The 17,558-nt window shown below is 69.9% G+C and carries 14 protein-coding genes and 1 pseudogene; 6 read left to right on the top strand and 9 right to left on the bottom strand.

Going from position 1 to position 17,558, the window contains the following annotated elements:
• Position 1 precedes the first annotated feature (1 nt).
• The 8 genes from ACIHIX_RS41410 to ACIHIX_RS41375 all read right to left on the bottom strand — a co-directional run bounded on the left by ACIHIX_RS41410 (position 2) and on the right by ACIHIX_RS41375 (position 9,050).
• Positions 2 to 1,303, bottom strand: a complete 1,302-nt coding sequence (locus tag ACIHIX_RS41410; protein ID WP_399965718.1) for an alpha/beta fold hydrolase — start codon at positions 1,301 to 1,303, stop codon at positions 2 to 4.
• A gap of 101 nt (positions 1,304 to 1,404) precedes the next feature.
• Positions 1,405 to 2,430 carry a LacI family DNA-binding transcriptional regulator gene (locus ACIHIX_RS41405; protein WP_399965717.1) on the bottom strand — a complete coding sequence of 342 codons (1,026 nt, stop codon included), beginning with the start codon at positions 2,428 to 2,430 and terminating at the stop codon, positions 1,405 to 1,407.
• Positions 2,431 to 2,509: 79 nt separating this feature from the next.
• Positions 2,510 to 3,934: a BNR repeat-containing protein gene (locus tag ACIHIX_RS41400; protein WP_399965716.1), complete on the bottom strand. Its 1,425-nt coding sequence runs from the start codon at positions 3,932 to 3,934 to the stop codon at positions 2,510 to 2,512.
• A gap of 32 nt (positions 3,935 to 3,966) precedes the next feature.
• Entirely contained in the window at positions 3,967 to 4,287 is a 321-nt protein-coding gene (locus ACIHIX_RS41395; RefSeq protein ID WP_399965714.1) for an L-rhamnose mutarotase, read from the bottom strand.
• Between the two features lie 44 nt (positions 4,288 to 4,331).
• Entirely contained in the window at positions 4,332 to 5,411 is a 1,080-nt protein-coding gene (gene rhaS / locus ACIHIX_RS41390) for a rhamnose ABC transporter substrate-binding protein (protein WP_399965713.1), read from the bottom strand.
• A 99-nt stretch (positions 5,412 to 5,510) separates the two neighbouring features.
• Entirely contained in the window at positions 5,511 to 6,503 is a 993-nt protein-coding gene (locus ACIHIX_RS41385; RefSeq protein WP_399965712.1) for an ABC transporter permease, read from the bottom strand.
• Positions 6,496 to 7,536 (bottom strand): ABC transporter permease, encoded by a 1,041-nt coding sequence (locus ACIHIX_RS41380; RefSeq protein ID WP_399965711.1) that lies wholly within the window; start codon positions 7,534 to 7,536, stop codon positions 6,496 to 6,498. The genes ACIHIX_RS41385 and ACIHIX_RS41380 overlap by 8 nt, the downstream gene beginning before the upstream one ends.
• Positions 7,533 to 9,050, bottom strand: a complete 1,518-nt coding sequence (locus ACIHIX_RS41375; protein WP_399965710.1) for a sugar ABC transporter ATP-binding protein — start codon at positions 9,048 to 9,050, stop codon at positions 7,533 to 7,535. Before ACIHIX_RS41375 ends, ACIHIX_RS41380 begins: the two co-directional genes overlap by 4 nt.
• A gap of 272 nt (positions 9,051 to 9,322) precedes the next feature.
• On the opposite strand from ACIHIX_RS41375, the gene rhaI reads away from it, so the two are divergent.
• The 6 genes from rhaI to ACIHIX_RS41345 all read left to right on the top strand — a co-directional run bounded on the left by rhaI (position 9,323) and on the right by ACIHIX_RS41345 (position 17,043).
• Positions 9,323 to 10,483 (top strand): L-rhamnose isomerase, encoded by a 1,161-nt coding sequence (gene rhaI, locus ACIHIX_RS41370; protein WP_399965709.1) that lies wholly within the window; start codon positions 9,323 to 9,325, stop codon positions 10,481 to 10,483.
• A gap of 117 nt (positions 10,484 to 10,600) precedes the next feature.
• Positions 10,601 to 12,640 carry a bifunctional aldolase/short-chain dehydrogenase gene (locus tag ACIHIX_RS41365; RefSeq protein ID WP_399965708.1) on the top strand — a complete coding sequence of 680 codons (2,040 nt, stop codon included), beginning with the start codon at positions 10,601 to 10,603 and terminating at the stop codon, positions 12,638 to 12,640.
• An 8-nt stretch (positions 12,641 to 12,648) separates the two neighbouring features.
• Positions 12,649 to 14,082: a rhamnulokinase family protein gene (locus ACIHIX_RS41360; protein WP_399965802.1), complete on the top strand. Its 1,434-nt coding sequence runs from the start codon at positions 12,649 to 12,651 to the stop codon at positions 14,080 to 14,082.
• A gap of 71 nt (positions 14,083 to 14,153) precedes the next feature.
• The gene (locus tag ACIHIX_RS41355) at positions 14,154 to 14,909 is read left to right on the top strand and encodes a (Fe-S)-binding protein (protein ID WP_399965707.1); all 756 of its coding nucleotides are present in this window, start codon (positions 14,154 to 14,156) and stop codon (positions 14,907 to 14,909) included.
• A complete protein-coding gene (locus ACIHIX_RS41350; protein WP_399965706.1) occupies positions 14,906 to 16,390 on the top strand; it encodes a LutB/LldF family L-lactate oxidation iron-sulfur protein in 1,485 nt (494 codons plus the stop codon). The genes ACIHIX_RS41355 and ACIHIX_RS41350 overlap by 4 nt, the downstream gene beginning before the upstream one ends.
• Complete coding sequence (locus ACIHIX_RS41345) at positions 16,387 to 17,043, top strand: lactate utilization protein C (protein ID WP_399965705.1); 657 nt, start codon at positions 16,387 to 16,389, stop codon at positions 17,041 to 17,043. Before ACIHIX_RS41350 ends, ACIHIX_RS41345 begins: the two co-directional genes overlap by 4 nt.
• Here ACIHIX_RS41345 and ACIHIX_RS41340 read toward each other — a convergent pair.
• Positions 17,016 to 17,527, bottom strand: a pseudogene (locus ACIHIX_RS41340) (alpha-L-rhamnosidase C-terminal domain-containing protein); the annotation flags it as partial. The gene ACIHIX_RS41345 and the pseudogene ACIHIX_RS41340 sit on opposite strands and share 28 nt — an antisense overlap.
• Positions 17,528 to 17,558: the final 31 nt, after the last annotated feature.

The following is a 17,558-nucleotide window of genomic DNA, read 5'->3' as shown; positions in this document are numbered from 1 at the left end:
ATTACGCCTCGTCGCGGGTGAGGGCCAGCAGCCGGTCCAGGACGCGTGGGCCGCCGGCCCGGACGCCGTCGTGCTCGAACTCGTCGGTGACCCAGGTGCGCAGGCCACGGATGGCGTGGGCGGTCTGGAGGGAGTGGGTGGTGTCGACGTACATGTCGTCGTGGTAGACCGCCGCGGCGACCGGGACCTCGTTGGCGGCGAGGCGGTCGGCGTCGTAGAGGGGTCGCCAGTCGGTGCGGGCGGCGAGGAGTTCGGCGGTCTCCCGCAGGGGGCGCAGCGCCGGGTCCGACGCGAACGTCCAGGGGTGGATCGACTCGCCGGTGAACAGCAGCGGTCCGTCGCCCGTGAGCGTCTTGGCGGCGTCGAACTGCGGGAACTCGGCGCGGACACGTTCCGCGGACCATGCGGTGGGGCGGTGGTCCTGGCCGTAGATCGCCTCGTGGACGAGCGCGTAGAGCGGGTGGCCCGCGTACGACAGGAGGCCCTGGACCTCTTCCTGGAAGGCGTCGGAGAGGGCCGGGCCCTGCGGGGTGCGGACGAAGGCGTGCTCCAGGAGGAAGTGCAGCCGGTGGCTGCCCTCGCCGCCGCCGAGGACGATGCCCAGGGACTGGAAGGCCTCGACGGTCAGACGGTAGCCGTTGGGGAGGACGACCTCGTGGTGCAGGAGGTGGTCGGCGATCCGGCGGGCGCGCTCGACGTCCTGCGGGTAGCGGGTGTAGTGGGCGGCGACCTTGCGTTCGATGCGCGGGTAGGCGGCGCGGTAGACGTCGTCGGCGTGGGCGTCGAGGGAGGGCAGGCCGCCGGTGATCACGGCGGCGCTGAGGCCCTCGGGGGCGGCGGAGAGGTAGGTGACGGCGCAGAAGCCGCCGAAGCTCTGGCCGAGGACGGTCCAGGGGGCGCCACCGGTGAGCTCGGCGCGGATGGTCTCGCAGTCGCGGACGATCGAGTCGGCGCGGAAGTGCGTGAGGTAGTCGGCCTGTTCTGCGGGGCCGCCGCGCAGTGGGAGGGTCTGGCGGTTGGCGGGCGTGGAGTGGCCGGTGCCGCGCTGGTCGAGCAGGAGGACCCGGTACTCCTTGAGGGCGCGGCCGAGCCAGGCCGGTCTGCCGACGAAACGGTTCGCCCCGAAGCCTGGGCCGCCCTGGAGATAGACCAGCCAGGGCAGGTCCTGCCGCGCCTTGTCACCGGCGACCACCTCACGGGCGTAGAGCTCGATCGTCTCGCCCGAGGGGGCGTCGTGGTCGAGGGGCACGGTGAAGTGGTGGTCGGTGAGGACGACGCCGGGCTGGCGGTAGGTCGCGGTCAACGGGGCTCCCGGGACGGACGGAGGTACGGACGCGTCCCAGTTCAGCACATGTCCGTCCGATATCCGATCCCCGGGATCATGAAATCGTACTGAACCCCGGATCAGCGGGCGGACAGGCTGGAGCGCCGGACGACCAGCTCGGGCTGGAGCACCACCCGGCGGTGCTCGTGCCGTCGCGGGCCGGACTCCGTCTCCGTCTCCTCCAGCAGCAGCTCGGCGGCCAGGGCGCCCATGGTGACGGCGGGCTGGCGGACCGAGGTGAGCGGGACGGCCGCGGCGGCGGCGAACTCGATGTCGTCGTAGCCGACGATGGCGAGGTCGTCGGGGACGTTTATCCCGGCCGCGTACATGGCCTGGAGGACGCCGAGGGCGAGCAGGTCGTTGGCGCAGAAGACGGCGGTGGGCCGGTCGGCGAGGCCGAGGAGGCGGGCGCCTGCGTCACGGCCCGCGGCGACGTCGAGACGTTCGGTGGGCAGTTCGCGCAGCACGCTCGGGGCGAGGCCCGCCTCGGCGATCGCGTTGAGGGCGCCGGTGCGACGGTCGCGGACCTGGTTGAAGCCGGGCGGGCCGCTGACGTACGCGATGGAGCGGTGCCCGGCGTCGATGAGGTGCCGGACGGCGAGGGCGCCGCCCGCCACGTCGTCGACGGAGACCGAGCACTCCGTGGTGCCCTCGGCGACCCGGTCGACGAGGACGAAGGGGATGCCGTGGCGCCGGAAACTCTGTATGTTGCGGCCGGTCGCGTCGGCGGGGGTCAGCAGGACGCCGCGGACCCGCTGCTCGGCGAAGAGCGAGAGGTACTCGGCCTCCTCGCCGGCGCTCTCCGCGCTGTTGCAGACCATCACGCCGAGCCCGGCGTCGCGCGCGGCCCGCTCGGCGCCACGCGCGACGTCGACGAAGAAGGGGTTGCCCATGTCGAGGACGAGCAGTCCCATGATCCGGCTGCGTCCGGCGCGCAGCTGGCGGGCGGACTCGCTGCGGACGTAGCCGAGCCGGTCGATCGCGGAGAGCACACGCGCGCGTGTCTCGGTCGCCACCGAGTCCGGGCGGTTGATGACGTTGGAGACCGTGCCCACCGACACTCCGGCGGCGCGGGCGACGTCCTTGATACCCACCGACTGCGACATCGGGCAGGAACCTCCAGGTGAAAGAGGGGCGGCGGGCAGGCCATCACATTACCGGCACGCCGCCCCGAAGCGACCCCGATCAGGCGGGCAGCGCGAAGTCGACGACGTGGAGCGCCGACGGCGTCGTACCGCTGGACTTCTCCTGGTACAGCACCGACAGGACGTTGTCCTGGGCGATGCGTGTCTCGTCGATCACGACCTCGCCGAAGGCGTTGAGGCCGCTGCCGTCGTACAGGAGCGTCCAGTCGGTGTAGCCGGACGCCTTGGAGGCGCCGGCGATCCGGCCGAACGGGAAGATCGCGTAGGCGTTGTCGTACTTGTCCAGGACCAGCTTGGTGCGCTGGCTGGAGTTGAGGGCGACCGGGATCTCCGTCTTCTGCCAGGTGCCCGAGGAGTTCTTGCGGACGTGGAAGGCGCGGCCGTTGGCGGTGCGGTCGGTGACGTAGTTGGTCGTGCACTGACCGAATCGACCGGGTACGTACGAGATGATCGCGTGCGGCAGACCGCTCGAGTCGGTGAACTGGCTCTCCTGGTTCATCAGGGAGTGATCGGGGTTGAGCGAGTCGATCACCAGGCCGCTGTCGGTGACGGCGACCTTGTCGGAGCCTCCCGTCGTGCCGACGACGGTGCCCGCGTTGTTGCGCCAGGTGCGGCCGCGGTCGTCGGAGTAGACGTAGCCGGTGTCGTGGTTGGTGATGCCGCCGCTGTTGCACATCACGGCGCCGTTCTGCTCGCGCCAGGTGAAGAACGAGTGCAGGCGGCCGTTCTTGTCGTAGTCGATGCCGTGCAGATACATGTTGCGGGCCGTCGAGGAGCCGTGCTCGCTGGTGTAGGTGCCGGTGGAGCTGGACCACTCCCCGAGGTTGGTCCAGGTCGAACCGTCGTACTCCGCAAGGGCGTTGCGGCCGTTGCCGGAGATCGCGACCCGGTAGCTGAGCTGGAGCTTGCCGTCGGGGGTGGAGATGAACTGGGGGTAGGTGAACTGCGAGGTGAGGGCGAGACCGTCCAGCGTGGACTGGGGGGCGCCGAAGCGGGCGGCGGTCCAGCTCAGGCCGGACGGGTTGTCCATCAGCCCGGCGACGGACTTGACGTAGGTGAAGCCGTCGCTGTGCGAGTCCATGTTGAGGTGGAGCCGGCCGTCGACCTTGGAGACGCCCATGGAGATGACGTTGTGCGAGTCGCTGGCCTTGAGCGTGTGGCCGACCTGGACCGTGGACCAGGTGCTGCCGCCGAGGACACGGCGGCCTACGACGGCGTTCTTGTCGGCCGTGTACCAGACGGCGTACTGGTAGCCCTTGTAGGTGAGCAGGCCGTTCTTCTGGAACGAGTTGTTGTTGACCAGGCCGTCGTAGGACACGAAGAAGACGGCCGAGCTGTCGAGGGTCGTGCTGCCGGTCTTGGTGACGGAGGGGCCGGGGTCGGCGGCACGGGCGGTGCCACCGGTGAGCGCGGAGGTGGACATGGCGGTCACGATGGCACCGGTGAGCAGGGTGCGTCTTCTCATGGAGCGGCTCCAGGTGATCCTGAGTGGGGACGTCAGGCGAGGTGGAACACTTCGGTGAGCGGTTTCATGGCCTCGTCGGGGCGGGCGCCGTCCAGCGACTCGAAGAACGGCGCCATCTCCCGCTGCCAGCGGGCGTTGACCTCGGCGGCCTCCATGCCGGCCTGGGCGGCGGCGAAGTCCTCGGTCTCCAGGTAGCCGACCAGCAGGCCGTCTTCTCTGAGGAAGAGGGAGTAGTTGTGCCAGCCGGTGGCCGAGAGCGCGTCGAGCATCTCGGGCCACACGGCGGCGTGTCGTTCGCGGTACTCGTCGAGCTTGTCCTGACGGACCTTGAGCAGGAAACAGACGCGCTGCATGAAGTACCGCTCCTTGACGGGGAGTTGAGACGTGAACCGGTCGATCAGAAGTTGAACTGGTCGATGTTCTCGGCGTTGAAGACGGTCGGCTTGCCGAGGTTGATCACGCCGTCCTTGCCGATGGTGTACGTGGTGCCGCCGGCCTTGAAGGTCTCCCCCTCGGCGCCGGTGATCTGGCCGGAGACCAGGGCGACGGCCGTCTGCGCGGCCAGCGCGCCGAGCTTCGACGGGTCCCACAGCTCGAAGCCCTCGACGGTGCCGTTCTTGACGTACTTGCGCATGTCGTTGGGGGTGCCGAGGCCGGTCAGCTTGACCTTGCCCTTGTACTTGGAGCCCGACAGGTACTGGGCGGCGGCCTTGATGCCGACCGTGGTCGGGGAGATGATCCCCTTCAGGTTCGGGTACTCCTGGAGCAGGCCCTGGGTCTGCTGGAAGGACTGCTGGGCGTCGTCGTTGCCGTACGCGACCTTGACGAGCTTGATGTCCTTGTACTTGGCGTCCTTCAGCTCGTCCTTCATGAAGTCGATCCAGGTGTTCTGGTTCGTCGCGGTCTGCGCGGCGGACAGGATCGCGATCTCGCCCTTGTAGCCGATCTGTTCGGCGAGCAGCTGCACCTCGGTGCGGCCGAGGTCCTCGGCGGAGGCCTGCGAGACGAAGGCGTTGCGGCAGTCCGGCTTGGTGTCGGAGTCGTAGGTGACGACCTTGATGTCGTTCTTCATGGCCTGCTTGGTCGCGGTGCACAGGGCGCCCGGGTCCTGCGCGGAGATGGCCATCGCGTCGACCTGCTGCTGGGTGAGCGTGTTGACGTACGACACCTGACCGGCGGTGTCGGTCGCGTTGGAGGGCCCGACCTCCTTGTAGCTGGAGCCCAGCTCCTTCAGGGCGGCCTCGCCGCCCTTGTCGGCGGAGGTGAAGTACGGGTTGTTGACCTGCTTGGGCAGGAAGCCGACGGTCAGCCCCTTCTTGGTGGCCGCGTTCGGGTCGGCCTTGGCGGTGGAGGCGGCGGAGGCGCCTTCGTCGGCGACGTCCTTCTTGGTGGTACCACCACAGGCGGTGAGGGCGAGAGCGAGGGAGGTTCCGGCGGCGAGGGCCGCGCAGCTACGGCGGAGGGATGACTTGCGCATGGCGTGGAGTCCTTTGATACGAGGGTGAAGTGGACGCGCCCCAAAGGGGCGCGGGGAACTGCGCGACCAGCCACATCGGACCGGCAGCTTCAAACGGCGCTAAGACGTGAGCCTTCGTGCCCTGGCCACTGCAACCTGCTTGGCGACTCGCGGCCCCAGCACAGACAGCACCAGCAACACACCCGTGACAACGATCTGCGACTGAGCGGACACATCCTGGAGGCTCATCACGTTCTGGAGCGCCCCCAGCAGGAACACCCCGGCGATGGCCCCACCGAGCGTCCCCTTACCACCGTCGAAGTCGATGCCACCGAGCAACACCGCGGCGATGACGGACAGTTCGAGCCCCGTCGCGTTGTCATACCGAGCGGACGCGTAGTGCAGCGCCCAGAAGATCCCGGTGAGCGAGGCCATCAGCCCCGTCACCGTGAACAGGATCAGCTTCTGTCGCTTGACCCGGATGCCGGCGAACCGCGCCGCCTCCTCGCTCGCGCCGGTCGCGAAGACCGACCGTCCGAAGGGGGTGGCGTGCAGCACGATCACGGCGATCGCGAGGAGCACCAGGAAGGGCAGGAAGGCGTACGGGATGAACGTGTCGCCGATCCGCCCGGCCGCGAAGTCCAGGTACTGGGTCGGGAAGTCGGTCACCGCGTCGGAGCCGAGCACGATCTGTGCGATGCCCCGGTAGGCGGCGAGGGTGCCGATGGTGACGGCGAGGGAGGGCAGTCCGAGCCGGGTGACGAGCAGACCGTTGATCAGTCCGCAGACCACACCGAGCAGGAGACAGATCGGAATGATCGTCTCGATCGTCATGCCCTGGTTCCACAGGGCGCCCATCACGGCGCCGGAGAGGCCTGCGGTGGAGGCGACCGAGAGATCGATCTCGCCCGAGACGACCAGAAGGGTCATCGGCAGGGCGATCAACGCGATCGGAAGGGTGTTCCCGATCAGGAAGGACAGGTTGAGGGCGTTTCCGAAGCCGTCGACCGTTCCGAAGGACAGCAGGAGCACGACGATCAGAAGGGCGCCGACGATCGTGTCCCACCGCACCGCGCCGGACCAGCGGCTCGCTCGCTCGAGTGACTCAGGCATGGCGGGCGTTCCTCTTCTTCAGGGCCGAGGCCACGCGCAGCGCGACGACCCGGTCGACCGCGATGGCGAGGATGAGCAGGATGCCGTTGATGGCGAGCACCCACACGGAGCTGACGCCGAGGGCGGGCAGCACGCTGTTGATGGAGGTCAGCAGGAGTGCGCCGAGGGCCGCGCCGTAGACGCTGCCGGAGCCGCCGGTGAAGACGACACCGCCGACGACGACCGCGCTGACGACGGTGAGTTCGTAGCCGTTGCCGGTCCCGGAGTCGACGTTGCCGAACCGGGCCAGGTACATCGCGCCGGCGAGTCCGGCGAGGGCGCCGCAGAAGGTGTACGCCGTCAGGATCCGCTTGCGGACCGGGATGCCGGCGAGACGGGCGGCCTCGGGGTTGGAGCCGAGGGCGTACAGCTCACGGCCGCTGCCGAAGTGCTTGAGGTAGTACGCCGTGGCGACCAGCACCGCGAGGGCGATGAGCGCCAGGTAGGGCACCGCGGAGATGCCGCCGGAGCCGAAGTCGATGAACCCGTCCGGGAGGCCGGCCGCGGTGATCTGCCGGGAGCCGACCCAGATGGAGTCGATACCGCGGATGATGTAGAGCGTGCCGAGGGTGACGACGAGAGCGGGCACCTGGCCGAGGCTGACCAGCAGGCCGTTGAGCAGACCGAAGCCGATGCCGAGCAGGACCGCGAGCACGATCGCGACGACCGCGTTGCCCCCGCCCTGGAGGTAGTTGCCGGCGGCGAAGGCGCTGATGCCGAGTGTCGAACCGACCGACAGGTCGACGTTCCGGGTGATCACGACCAGGGACTGGCCGGTGGCGACCAGCACCAGGATGGTCGCGTTGAGCAGCAGGTCCTTGATGCCCTGTTCGGACAGGAACTCGCTGTTGCCGGCCTGGGTGATGCCGATCATCACCAGGAAGACGACCAGGATGGCGAGTTCGCGCATCTTGAAGACACGGTCGACCAGCCGGGTGCCGCTGGATGTGGGCACCTCGGCGACGGGCGCCTTGTCGGGGGTGGTGACCGTCATGCGGCGGCCCTCCCGGTGGCTGCTGCCATCACGGATTCCTCGGTTGCTTCGGAGCGCGGGATCTCGGCGGTGAGCCGGCCCTCGTGCATCACGAGCACGCGGTCGGCCATGCCGAGGATCTCGGGCAGGTCGGAGGAGATCATCAGGACCGCCACGCCGTCGGCGGCCAGCTCGCTCAGGAGCCGGTGCACCTCGGCCTTGGTGCCGACGTCGATGCCGCGGGTGGGCTCGTCGACGATCAGCACCTTGGGGCCGGTGGCGAGCCACTTGGCGAGGACGACCTTCTGCTGGTTGCCGCCGGACAGGGTGTTGACCGTGTCGGCGATGCGGGCGTACTTGACCTGGAGCTTGACGGCCCAGTCGAGGGACCGGCTGCGTTCGGCACCGCGGTCCATCAGGCCGGCCTTCACGGTCGTACGAAGTCCCGTGAGGCCGATGTTGCGCTCGATGGACATGTCCATCACCAGGCCCTGGGCGCGCCGGTCCTCGGGGACGAGGGCGAGTCCGGAGGACATCGCGACCGACGGGGCCCCGTTGGTGAGCTTCTTCCCGTCGAGCTCGACCTCGCCCGCGTCCCAGCGGTCGATGCCGAAGACGGCCCGGGCGACCTCGGTGCGTCCGGCGCCGACGAGTCCGGCGAGACCGACGATCTCGCCGCGCCGCACCTCGAAGGAGACGTCGGTGAAGACGCCCTCGCGGGTCAGCCGGCGCACACTGAGCGCCACCTCGCCCGCCTCGACGTCCTGCTTGGGGTAGAGCTCCTCCAGGTCGCGGCCGACCATACGGCGTACGAGGTCGTCCTCGGTCATGCCGTCGACGGGCTCACTGGAGATCCAGGCGCCGTCGCGGAGCGTGGTGACCCGTCGGCAGATCTGGAAGATCTCCTCCAGGCGGTGGGAGATGAAGAGGACGGCCGCGCCCTGTTCGCGCAGGGTGCGCACGACGCCGAAGAGGCGGGCGACCTCGCTGCCGGTCAGGGCGGCGGTGGGCTCGTCCATGATCAGGACGCGGGCCTCGAAGGAGAGCGCCTTGGCGATCTCGACGATCTGCTGGTCCGCGATGGACAGGCCGCGCGCGGGGCGGTCGGGGTCGAGCTCGACGCCCAGGCGCTGCATCAGGGCGGCGGTGGCCGCGTGGGTGGCCTTGTGGTCGATGCGGCCGAGCGCCTTCCGGGGCTGACGTCCCATGAAGATGTTCTCGGCGATCGAGAGGTCGGGGAAGAGCGTGGGCTCCTGGTAGATCACGGCGATGCCGGCGTCGCGGGCGTCACCGGGGCCGTGGAAGACGACGGGCTCGCCGTCGAGGAGCACCTGGCCGGTGTCCGGTCGGTGCACCCCCGCAAGGGTCTTGATGAGAGTCGACTTGCCCGCGCCGTTCTCGCCGGCGAGGGCGTGGACCTCACCGGGAAACAGCTCCAGGGAGACGTCCCGCAGGGCGCGTACGGCTCCGAAGGACTTGGAGATGTCCTTGAGTGCCAGCACCGGGGCCGGTCCCGCGTCGGACGGGTGGGTCATGGAGGGCTCCTCGACGACGCCCGGGGACTGCCCTCACGGCGTCGTGAAAGGTTTCAACTTGGTTGCCGGGACGTTAGGCACGGCGCCCATGTCACGTCAATGGGTTCGTGTCGAAAAAATTTCGAGACTCATAGGTCACGGCCGGGTCACGAGCAACAGGCTTGGTCGCAGGGCTTGACACCCCACCGAACGGCTCATACTTTCCCGTGTTGAATCGTTTCACAGTGAAGCCGTTCAGAAACCCTTCGGACCCGACGTCACAGGAGCCCTCAGTGACCGAGCTCGCCGCGGTGAAGGCCGCGCTCAAGACACAGGCAGTCGAAACGCCGTCGTGGGCGTACGGGAACTCGGGGACCCGCTTCAAGGTGTTCGCCCAGCAAGGGGTGCCCCGGACACCGCAGGAGAAGCTGGCGGACGCCGCGCAGGTGCACGCCGTCACCGGTGTGGCGCCCACGGTCGCGCTGCACATTCCCTGGGACAAGGTCGAGGACTACGCCGCGCTGGCGAAGCACGCCGAGGAACACGGGGTGAAGCTCGGCGCGATCAACTCCAACACCTTCCAGGACGACGACTACAAGCTGGGCAGCATCTGCCACCCGGACGCGGCGATCCGCCGCAAGGCCGTTGATCACCTGCTGGAGTGCGTCGACATCATGGACGCGACCGGCTCGCAGGACCTGAAGCTGTGGTTCGCCGACGGCACGAACTATCCCGGCCAGGACGACCTCCGGGCCCGCCAGGACCGGCTCGCCGAGGGCCTCGCCGAGGTGTACGAGCGGCTCGGCGACGGGCAGCGGATGCTGCTGGAGTACAAGTTCTTCGAGCCGGCCTTCTACTCGACGGACGTGCCGGACTGGGGCACGGCGTACGCCCACTGCCTCAAGCTCGGCGAGAAGGCGCAGGTCGTGGTCGACACGGGCCACCACGCGCCGGGGACCAACATCGAGTTCATCGTCGCGACGCTGCTGCGGGAAGGGAAGCTCGGCGGGTTCGACTTCAACTCGCGGTTCTACGCGGACGACGACCTGATGGTCGGGGCCGCCGACCCGTTCCAGCTGTTCCGGATCATGTACGAGGTCGTCCGGGGAGGTGGGTTCTCTCCCGAGGTCGCCTTCATGCTCGACCAGTGCCACAACATCGAGGCGAAGATTCCGGCGATCATCCGGTCGGTGATGAACGTGCAGGAGGCCACGGCGAAGGCGCTGCTCGTGGACCGGGACGCACTGAGTGCCGCGCAGGCTTCGGGGGACGTCCTTGAAGCCAACGCCGTGATCATGGACGCGTACAACACGGATGTGCGGCCGCTGCTTCGTGAGGTGCGGGAGGAGATGGGGTTGGACGCCGATCCCATCGCTGCGTACCGGCGATCCGGGTGGGCCGAGAAGATCGTGGCTGAGCGGGTCGGTGGGCAGCAGGCCGGGTGGGGGGCGTAAGCGCGTCTGCCTGGATCTGTTTCGTTGCGGGCTTGCGGGTCGTATGTGGCTGGTCGCGCAGTTCCCCGCGCCCCTAGGTGGGACCAATCACCCTCTGTTTAGAAGGAACTGGACGTCATGGCTGTACATCCCGAGGCTGCTGCTCTCCTCGCTCGCTCCCATCGGCTCGGTGCCGACCCCCGTAACACCAACTACGCCGGTGGCAACGCGTCGGCGAAAGGTATCGATAGTGATCCCGTGACCGGGGGTGATGTGGAGCTGATGTGGGTCAAGGGATCCGGTGGGGATCTCGGGACGCTCACCGAAGCGGGGCTTGCCGTGTTGCGGCTGGACCGGCTGCGGGCGCTCGTCGAGGTCTACCCGGGCGTCGAGCGCGAGGACGAGATGGTCGCCGCGTTCGACTACTGCCTGCACGGCAAGGGCGGGGCGGCGCCGTCCATCGACACCGCCATGCACGGGCTGGTCGACGCCGCTCATGTGGACCACCTGCACCCCGACTCCGGGATCGCGCTGGCCTGCGCCGCGGACGGCGAGAAGCTGACCGCGGAGTGCTTCGGCGACACCGTGGCCTGGGTGCCGTGGCGGCGGCCCGGGTTCCAGCTGGGTCTGGACATCGCCGCGATCAAGGAGGCCAACCCGCAGGCCATCGGTGTCGTCCTGGGCGGGCACGGCATCACGGCCTGGGGCGCGACCGCGGAGGAGTGCGAGCGGAACTCGCTGCATATCATCCGTACCGCCGAGCAGTTCCTGGAGGAACGGGGCAAGGCCGAGCCGTTCGGGCCGGTCGTGGCGGGGTACGAGGCGCTGGCCGAGGCCGAGCGGCGTGAGCGGGCCGCCGCGCTGGCTCCTTATGTACGGGCCATCGCCTCGCAGGACCGGCCGCAGGTCGGACACTTCGACGACTCGCAGGTCGTCCTCGACTTCCTGGCCTCCGCCGAGCACCCGCGGCTCGCCGCGCTGGGCACCTCCTGCCCCGACCACTTCCTGCGGACCAAGGTGGCGCCGCTCGTCCTCGACCTGCCGCCGGCCGCCCCGCTGGAGGAGGCCGTGGCGCGGCTCAAGGAGCTGCACGCCGTCTACCGCGAGGAGTACGCCGCCTACTACCAGCGGCACGCCCTGCCCGACTCCCCCGCGATGCGTGGTGCGGACCCGGCGATCGTGCTGATCCCCGGCGTGGGCATGTTCTCCTTCGGCAAGGACAAGCAGACCGCCCGGGTGGCCGGCGAGTTCTACGTCAACGCGATCAACGTGATGCGGGGCGCGGAGGCCGTCTCCACCTACGCGCCGATCGAGGAGTCCGAGAAGTTCCGGATCGAGTACTGGGCGCTGGAGGAGGCCAAGCTTCAGCGGATGCCGAAGCCGAAGCCGCTCGCCACCCGGGTCGCGCTGGTGACCGGTGCGGGCAGCGGGATCGGCAAGGCCATCGCGCACCGGCTGGTCTCCGAGGGCGCGTGTGTCGTCGTCGCCGACCTGAACGCCGAGAACGCCGCCGCGGTCGCCGAGGAGCTCGGGGGCGCCGACAAGGCGGTCGCCGTGACCGTCGACGTCACCTCGGAGGAGCAGATCGCCGAGGCCTTCAAGGCCGCCGCGCTCGCCTTCGGCGGGGTGGACCTCGTCGTCAACAACGCGGGCATCTCCATCTCCAAGCCGCTGCTGGAGACGTCGAGCAAGGACTGGGACCTCCAGCACGACATCATGGCCCGCGGCTCGTTCCTCGTCTCGCGTGAGGCGGCCCGGGTGATGATCGTGCAGGGGCTGGGCGGCGACATCGTCTACATCGCCTCGAAGAACGCCGTGTTCGCCGGGCCCAACAACATCGCCTACTCCGCCACCAAGGCCGACCAGGCCCACCAGGTGCGGCTGCTGGCCGCCGAGTTGGGCGAGCACGGCATCCGCGTCAACGGTGTCAACCCGGACGGCGTGGTGCGCGGTTCCGGGATCTTCGCCGCCGGCTGGGGCGCCCAGCGGGCCGCCGTGTACGGCGTGGAGGAGGAGAAGCTGGGCGAGTTCTACGCCCAGCGGACCATCCTCAAGCGCGAGGTGCTGCCCGAGCACGTCGCGGGCGCGGTCTTCGCGTTGACCGGTGGGGAGTTGACCCACACCACCGGCCTGCATGTCCCCGTCGACGCCGGCGTCGCGGCCGCCTTCCTGCGGTGAGCGCGCTCGTGAAGTCGTACGCCGCGGTCGACCTCGGCGCGTCCAGCGGACGCGTCATGGTCGGCCGCGTCGGCCCCGACAGCCTGGAGCTGGCCGAGGCGCACCGGTTCGTGAACCGGCCGGTGCGGGTGCCGGAGGGGCTGCGGTGGGACGTACTCTCGCTGTACGCCGGGGTGTTGGACGGGCTCAAGGCGGCCGGGCAGGTCGACTCGGTCGGCATCGACAGCTGGGCCGTGGACTACGGCCTGCTGGACGCCGACGGGGCGCTGCTCGGCAACCCCGTGCACTACCGGGACTCCCGCACCGAGGGCGTCGCGGAGAAGGTGTGGGCGACCGTCCCGGCCGAAGAGCTGTACGCGGCGACGGGGTTGCAGTACGCGCCCTTCAACACCCTCTACCAGCTGGCCGCCGCCAAGGACCGACTCGGGTCCGCTCAGCGGCTGTTGCTCATCCCCGATCTGCTGACGTACTGGCTCACCGGCGAGCAGGGCACCGAGCTGACCAACGCCTCGACGACGCAGTTGATCGATCCCCGGACGCGCGAGTGGTCGTACGACCTCGCCTCCCGGCTGGGCATCGACCTCGACCTGTTCGCGCCGCTGCGGCAGCCCGGTGATCCGGCCGGGGTGCTGCGGGCCGAGGTGCTGGAGGAGACGGGGCTGCGCGGGCCCGTGCCGGTGACGACGGTCGGTTCGCACGACACCGCGTCCGCGGTGGCCGCCGTGCCGGCCGCGGCCGGCGAGCGGTTCGCGTACATCTGCACCGGCACCTGGTCACTGGCCGGACTCGAGCTGGGCTCCCCGGTGCTGACCGAGGAGAGCCGGGCCGCGAACTTCACCAACGAGCTGGGGCTGGACGGTACGGTCCGGTATCTGCGCAACATCATGGGTCTGTGGCTGCTCCAGGAGTGTGTACGGGCCTGGGGCGGGCCGGAGTTGGGGGCGCTGCTCCTCGACGCGGCGAAGGCGCCCGCGCTGCGGTCGGTGGTGGATGCCTCCGACCCCGTGTTCCTCGCGCCGGGACGGATGCCGGAGCGGATCGCCGAGGCCTGCCGTGCCTCGGGGCAGCCGGTGCCCGAGACGCCCGGTGAGATCACGCGCTGCATCCTCGACTCGCTCGCCCTCGCGCACCGTAAGGCGATCGAGGAGGCCCAGCGGCTCGCCGACCGTCCCGTGGACGTCGTGTACGTCGTCGGCGGCGGTACCCGCAACGCGTTGCTGTGCCAGCTGACCGCCGACGCCTGTGGGCTGCCGGTGGTGGCGGGCCCGACGGAGGCGGCGGCCCTCGGGAACGTGCTGGTGCAGGCCCGGACGCACGGGCTGGTCGGCGACCTGACCGCCGCCAGACGGCTCCTCACCCGTACCCAGCCGCTGACCCGGTACGAGCCCCAGGGGGACACCGCGCCGTGGCGCGAGGCGGAGGCCCGGCTCGCCGCGCGCTGAGCGGGGTCTCCCCCCGGCCGCGGGTCCGCACTACCCTGCACTCATCCGATGATCGATCACAAGGAGCCGCGATGCGTGTCGCCCTGTTCCTGACCTGTGTCAACGACACGCTCTATCCGGACACCGGGCGCGCCGTGGTGAAACTGCTGACCAGGCTGGGCGTCGAGGTCGACTTCCCGATGGCCCAGACCTGCTGCGGGCAGGCGCACTACAACACCGGTTACCGGCATGAGACGGAGCCGATGGCCCGGCATTTCTCCGATGTCTTCGGGGAGTACGAGGCGATCGTCACACCGTCCGGTTCGTGCGGGGCGATGGTGCGGGAGCTGTATCCGCGGCTGGGTGAGCGGGCGCGGGCGGAGGGACGCGGGGACGGCCTCGCGACCGCGCTGGCGCCCGTGGTGCCGAAGACCTACGAGCTCACGGAGTTCCTGGTGGACGTGCTGGGGGTGACGGACGTGGGTGCCTACTACCCGCGGAAGGTGACCTACCACCCGACCTGCCACGGGCTGCGCGGACTGGGTCTCGGCGACCGGCCCCGGCGGCTGCTCGAGGCCGTGCGGGGGCTGGAGTTGGTGGAGCTTCCGGGGGCGGAGGAGTGCTGCGGTTTCGGCGGCACCTTCTCCCTGAAGAACTCCGACGTCTCGGCGGCGATGGGCGCGGACAAGGTGCGCAACGCCGAGTCGACCGGTGCCGACGTGCTGTGCGCGGCCGACAACTCCTGTCTGATGCACATCGGCGGGACGATGGCCCGGCTGAGCACGGAGCTGCGGCCGGTGCACATCGCGGAGATCCTGGCGAGCACGGAGGAGGAGCCGGCGGTATGAGCGGCACGTTCGTAGGGATGCCGGCCTTCCCGAAGGCCGCGCACGAGGCGGTCAACAACCCGACGCTGCGCGGGAATCTGCGGCACGCCACGCACACGATCCGCGCCAAGCGCGAGAAGGCCGTCGCCGAGGTCTCCGACTGGGCCGAGCTGCGCGAGGCGGGCAAACGGATCAAGGACCACACACTCCGTCATCTCGACCACTATCTGGTCCAGTTGGAGGAGTCGGTGACCGCGGCGGGCGGCATCGTCCACTGGGCCGCCGACGCCGAGGAGGCCAACCGGATCGTCACCGAACTGGTCAAGGCGACCGGCGAGTCGGAGGTCGTCAAGGTCAAGTCGATGGCCACGCAGGAGATCGGGCTCAACGAGGCGCTGGAGGAGGCGGGCATCCATGCCTACGAGACCGATCTCGCCGAGCTGATCGTGCAGTTGGGCAAGGACCGGCCCTCGCACATCCTGGTCCCCGCCATCCACCGCAACCGGGGTGAGATCCGGGACATCTTCACGAAGGAGATGAGCGAGTGGGGGCGCCCGGCCCCCGAGGGCCTGACCGACACGCCCGCCGAACTCGCCGAGGCGGCCCGCCTCCATCTCCGTGAGAAGTTCCTGCGCGCCAAGGTCGGCGTCTCCGGCGCCAACTTCATGGTCGCCGAGACCGGCACCCTGGTGGTCGTGGAGTCCGAGGGCAACGGGCGGATGTGTCTGACCCTGCCCGAGACGCTGATCTCGGTGGTCGGCATCGAGAAGATCGTGCCGACCTGGCAGGACCTGGAGGTGTTCCTCCAGACGCTCCCCCGCTCCTCCACCGCCGAGCGCATGAACCCGTACACCTCGACCTGGACCGGCACCACCGACGGGGACGGTCCGAAGACCTTCCATCTGGTGCTGTTGGACAACGGCCGCACCGACACGCTCGCCGACGAGGTCGGCCGCCAGGCCCTGCGCTGCATCCGCTGCTCGGCCTGTCTGAACGTGTGCCCGGTCTACGAGCGGGCCGGCGGCCACGCCTACGGCTCGGTGTACCCGGGTCCGATCGGCGCCATCCTCAGTCCCCAACTGCGGGGCACAGCAAGCGAGATCGACGCGTCGCTGCCGTACGCCTCCTCGCTGTGCGGGGCCTGCTACGAGGTGTGCCCGGTCGCCATCGACATCCCCGAGGTGCTGGTCCATCTGCGCGAACGGGTCGTGCAGGGCGGTGAGGTGACCCGCGAGGGCAACAAGGTGGTGCTCAAGCCCGCCAAGGGGCATGCCGCCGAGCGGGCGGCGATGCGGGCGGCCCGCTGGGCGTTCGCCCGCCCCGGCGCCCTGCGCACCGGCCAGCGCCTGGCCTCCCGCACCCGGCGCCTGCATCCGCGCAGCCTGCCGCTGCCGGGTCCCGGCAAGGCGTGGAGCGCGACACGGGATCTGCCCCCCGTGCCCGCGGAGCCGTTCCGTGACTGGTGGCAGCGGACGCAGGGCGGAAAGGACGGCGCCAAGTGAGCAGCAGGGAACGGATTCTGGGCCGGGTGCGGCGCGCGCTGGCCGACGCCCCGGGCGAGGACACGCCGATCGAGCGCACGTATCTGCGCGAGCACGGTGACCGCACCGTCGAGGAGACCACCGAACTCCTCGCCGAGAACCTCGCCGACTACCGGGCGGTCGTGCACCGTTGCGCCCCCGACGACCTCGCGGCGACGCTCGCCGGGATGCTCGCCGCGCGCGGCGCGAAGACCGTGCTCGTGCCGCCGGGCCTCGACCCGTCGTGGCTCGCGGAGGCCGACGCCGAGCAGGTCCCCGACCGGCCGGAGAGCACCCCGCACGAACTGGACCGGATCGACAGCGTCGTCACGGCCTGTGCGGTGGCGGTCGCCGAGACCGGCACGATCGTGCTGGACGGCGGCCCCGACCAGGGCCGTCGCCGGATCACGCTCGTCCCCGATCACCACATCTGTGTCGTACGGGTCCCGGAGCAGGTCGTCTCGTCGGTGCCGCAGGCCCTCGAACGCCTCGATCCGGTCCGCCCGTTGACCTGGATCTCCGGTCCGTCGGCGACCAGTGACATCGAGCTGGACCGGGTCGAGGGGGTGCACGGCCCGCGAACCCTGGAGGTGGTGCTGGTCGGTGCTCAGCCCAGCGCGGAGGTCAACTCGTAGCGTCCGCAGGGCAGTCGGTAGGAGGCGGTGCCGTCCGCGAAGTCCAGGAGCTCCACGCCCCGGACGCGTGACTCCCGCCCCTCGAAGGCCCATTGGCTGGCGATCTCGCCGTACGGCGACAGATGCGAGCCCGCCACCCGGGTGATCCTGCCCGTCGGGTAGAGGTGCGGCCGGAGGAAGAAGTGCCCCACAGCAGCGCGGTCTGGGTGTCGTCCTCGGTCCTGGTGGGGGTGTCGCCGGGGGTGGGCGGTGGGTCGCCGAGGCTGGAGCGGACGGTGAGGGTGCCGTTCTCGGTGCTGAGGTACTTGGCGATAAAGGCCCGCTTGACGCGCGCGAAGAGGTCGTCGTAGGCGCGGCCGTCGGCGGTGCGGCCGGTGGCGCGGGCCATGTCCGCCGTGAGGCGGGCGCTGTAGCCGTAGTAGACGTCGCTCATGAGCTGGGTGCCGGTGTTCTGGAAGGCGGGCCAGTCGCCGAAGATGGCGCCCGGTACGGGCCGCGCTGTCCCGAGCAGTTGT

It is taken from the genome of Streptomyces sp. NPDC051913 (genome assembly GCF_044593635.1).
In the GTDB taxonomy this organism is placed as follows: domain Bacteria; phylum Actinomycetota; class Actinomycetes; order Streptomycetales; family Streptomycetaceae; genus Streptomyces.
The sequence above is the reverse complement of the archived record's forward strand: the minus strand, read 5'-3'. Positions and strand labels throughout refer to the sequence as shown.

What these genes read in the sequence shown, in the direction of transcription:
- ACIHIX_RS41385 (WP_399965712.1), bottom strand. Translation starts at nt 6,503, where the DNA reads ATGCCTGAGTCACTCGAGCGAGCGAGCCGCTGGTCCGGCGCGGTGCGG.
- ACIHIX_RS41365 (WP_399965708.1), top strand. Translation starts at nt 10,601, where the DNA reads ATGGCTGTACATCCCGAGGCTGCTGCTCTCCTCGCTCGCTCCCATCGG.
- ACIHIX_RS41375 (WP_399965710.1), bottom strand. Translation starts at nt 9,050, where the DNA reads ATGACCCACCCGTCCGACGCGGGACCGGCCCCGGTGCTGGCACTCAAG.
- ACIHIX_RS41380 (WP_399965711.1), bottom strand. Translation starts at nt 7,536, where the DNA reads ATGACGGTCACCACCCCCGACAAGGCGCCCGTCGCCGAGGTGCCCACA.
- ACIHIX_RS41395 (WP_399965714.1), bottom strand. Translation starts at nt 4,287, where the DNA reads ATGCAGCGCGTCTGTTTCCTGCTCAAGGTCCGTCAGGACAAGCTCGAC.
- ACIHIX_RS41350 (WP_399965706.1), top strand. Translation starts at nt 14,906, where the DNA reads ATGAGCGGCACGTTCGTAGGGATGCCGGCCTTCCCGAAGGCCGCGCAC.
- ACIHIX_RS41405 (WP_399965717.1), bottom strand. Translation starts at nt 2,430, where the DNA reads ATGTCGCAGTCGGTGGGTATCAAGGACGTCGCCCGCGCCGCCGGAGTG.
- ACIHIX_RS41355 (WP_399965707.1), top strand. Translation starts at nt 14,154, where the DNA reads ATGCGTGTCGCCCTGTTCCTGACCTGTGTCAACGACACGCTCTATCCG.
- rhaS (WP_399965713.1), bottom strand. Translation starts at nt 5,411, where the DNA reads ATGCGCAAGTCATCCCTCCGCCGTAGCTGCGCGGCCCTCGCCGCCGGA.
- ACIHIX_RS41400 (WP_399965716.1), bottom strand. Translation starts at nt 3,934, where the DNA reads ATGAGAAGACGCACCCTGCTCACCGGTGCCATCGTGACCGCCATGTCC.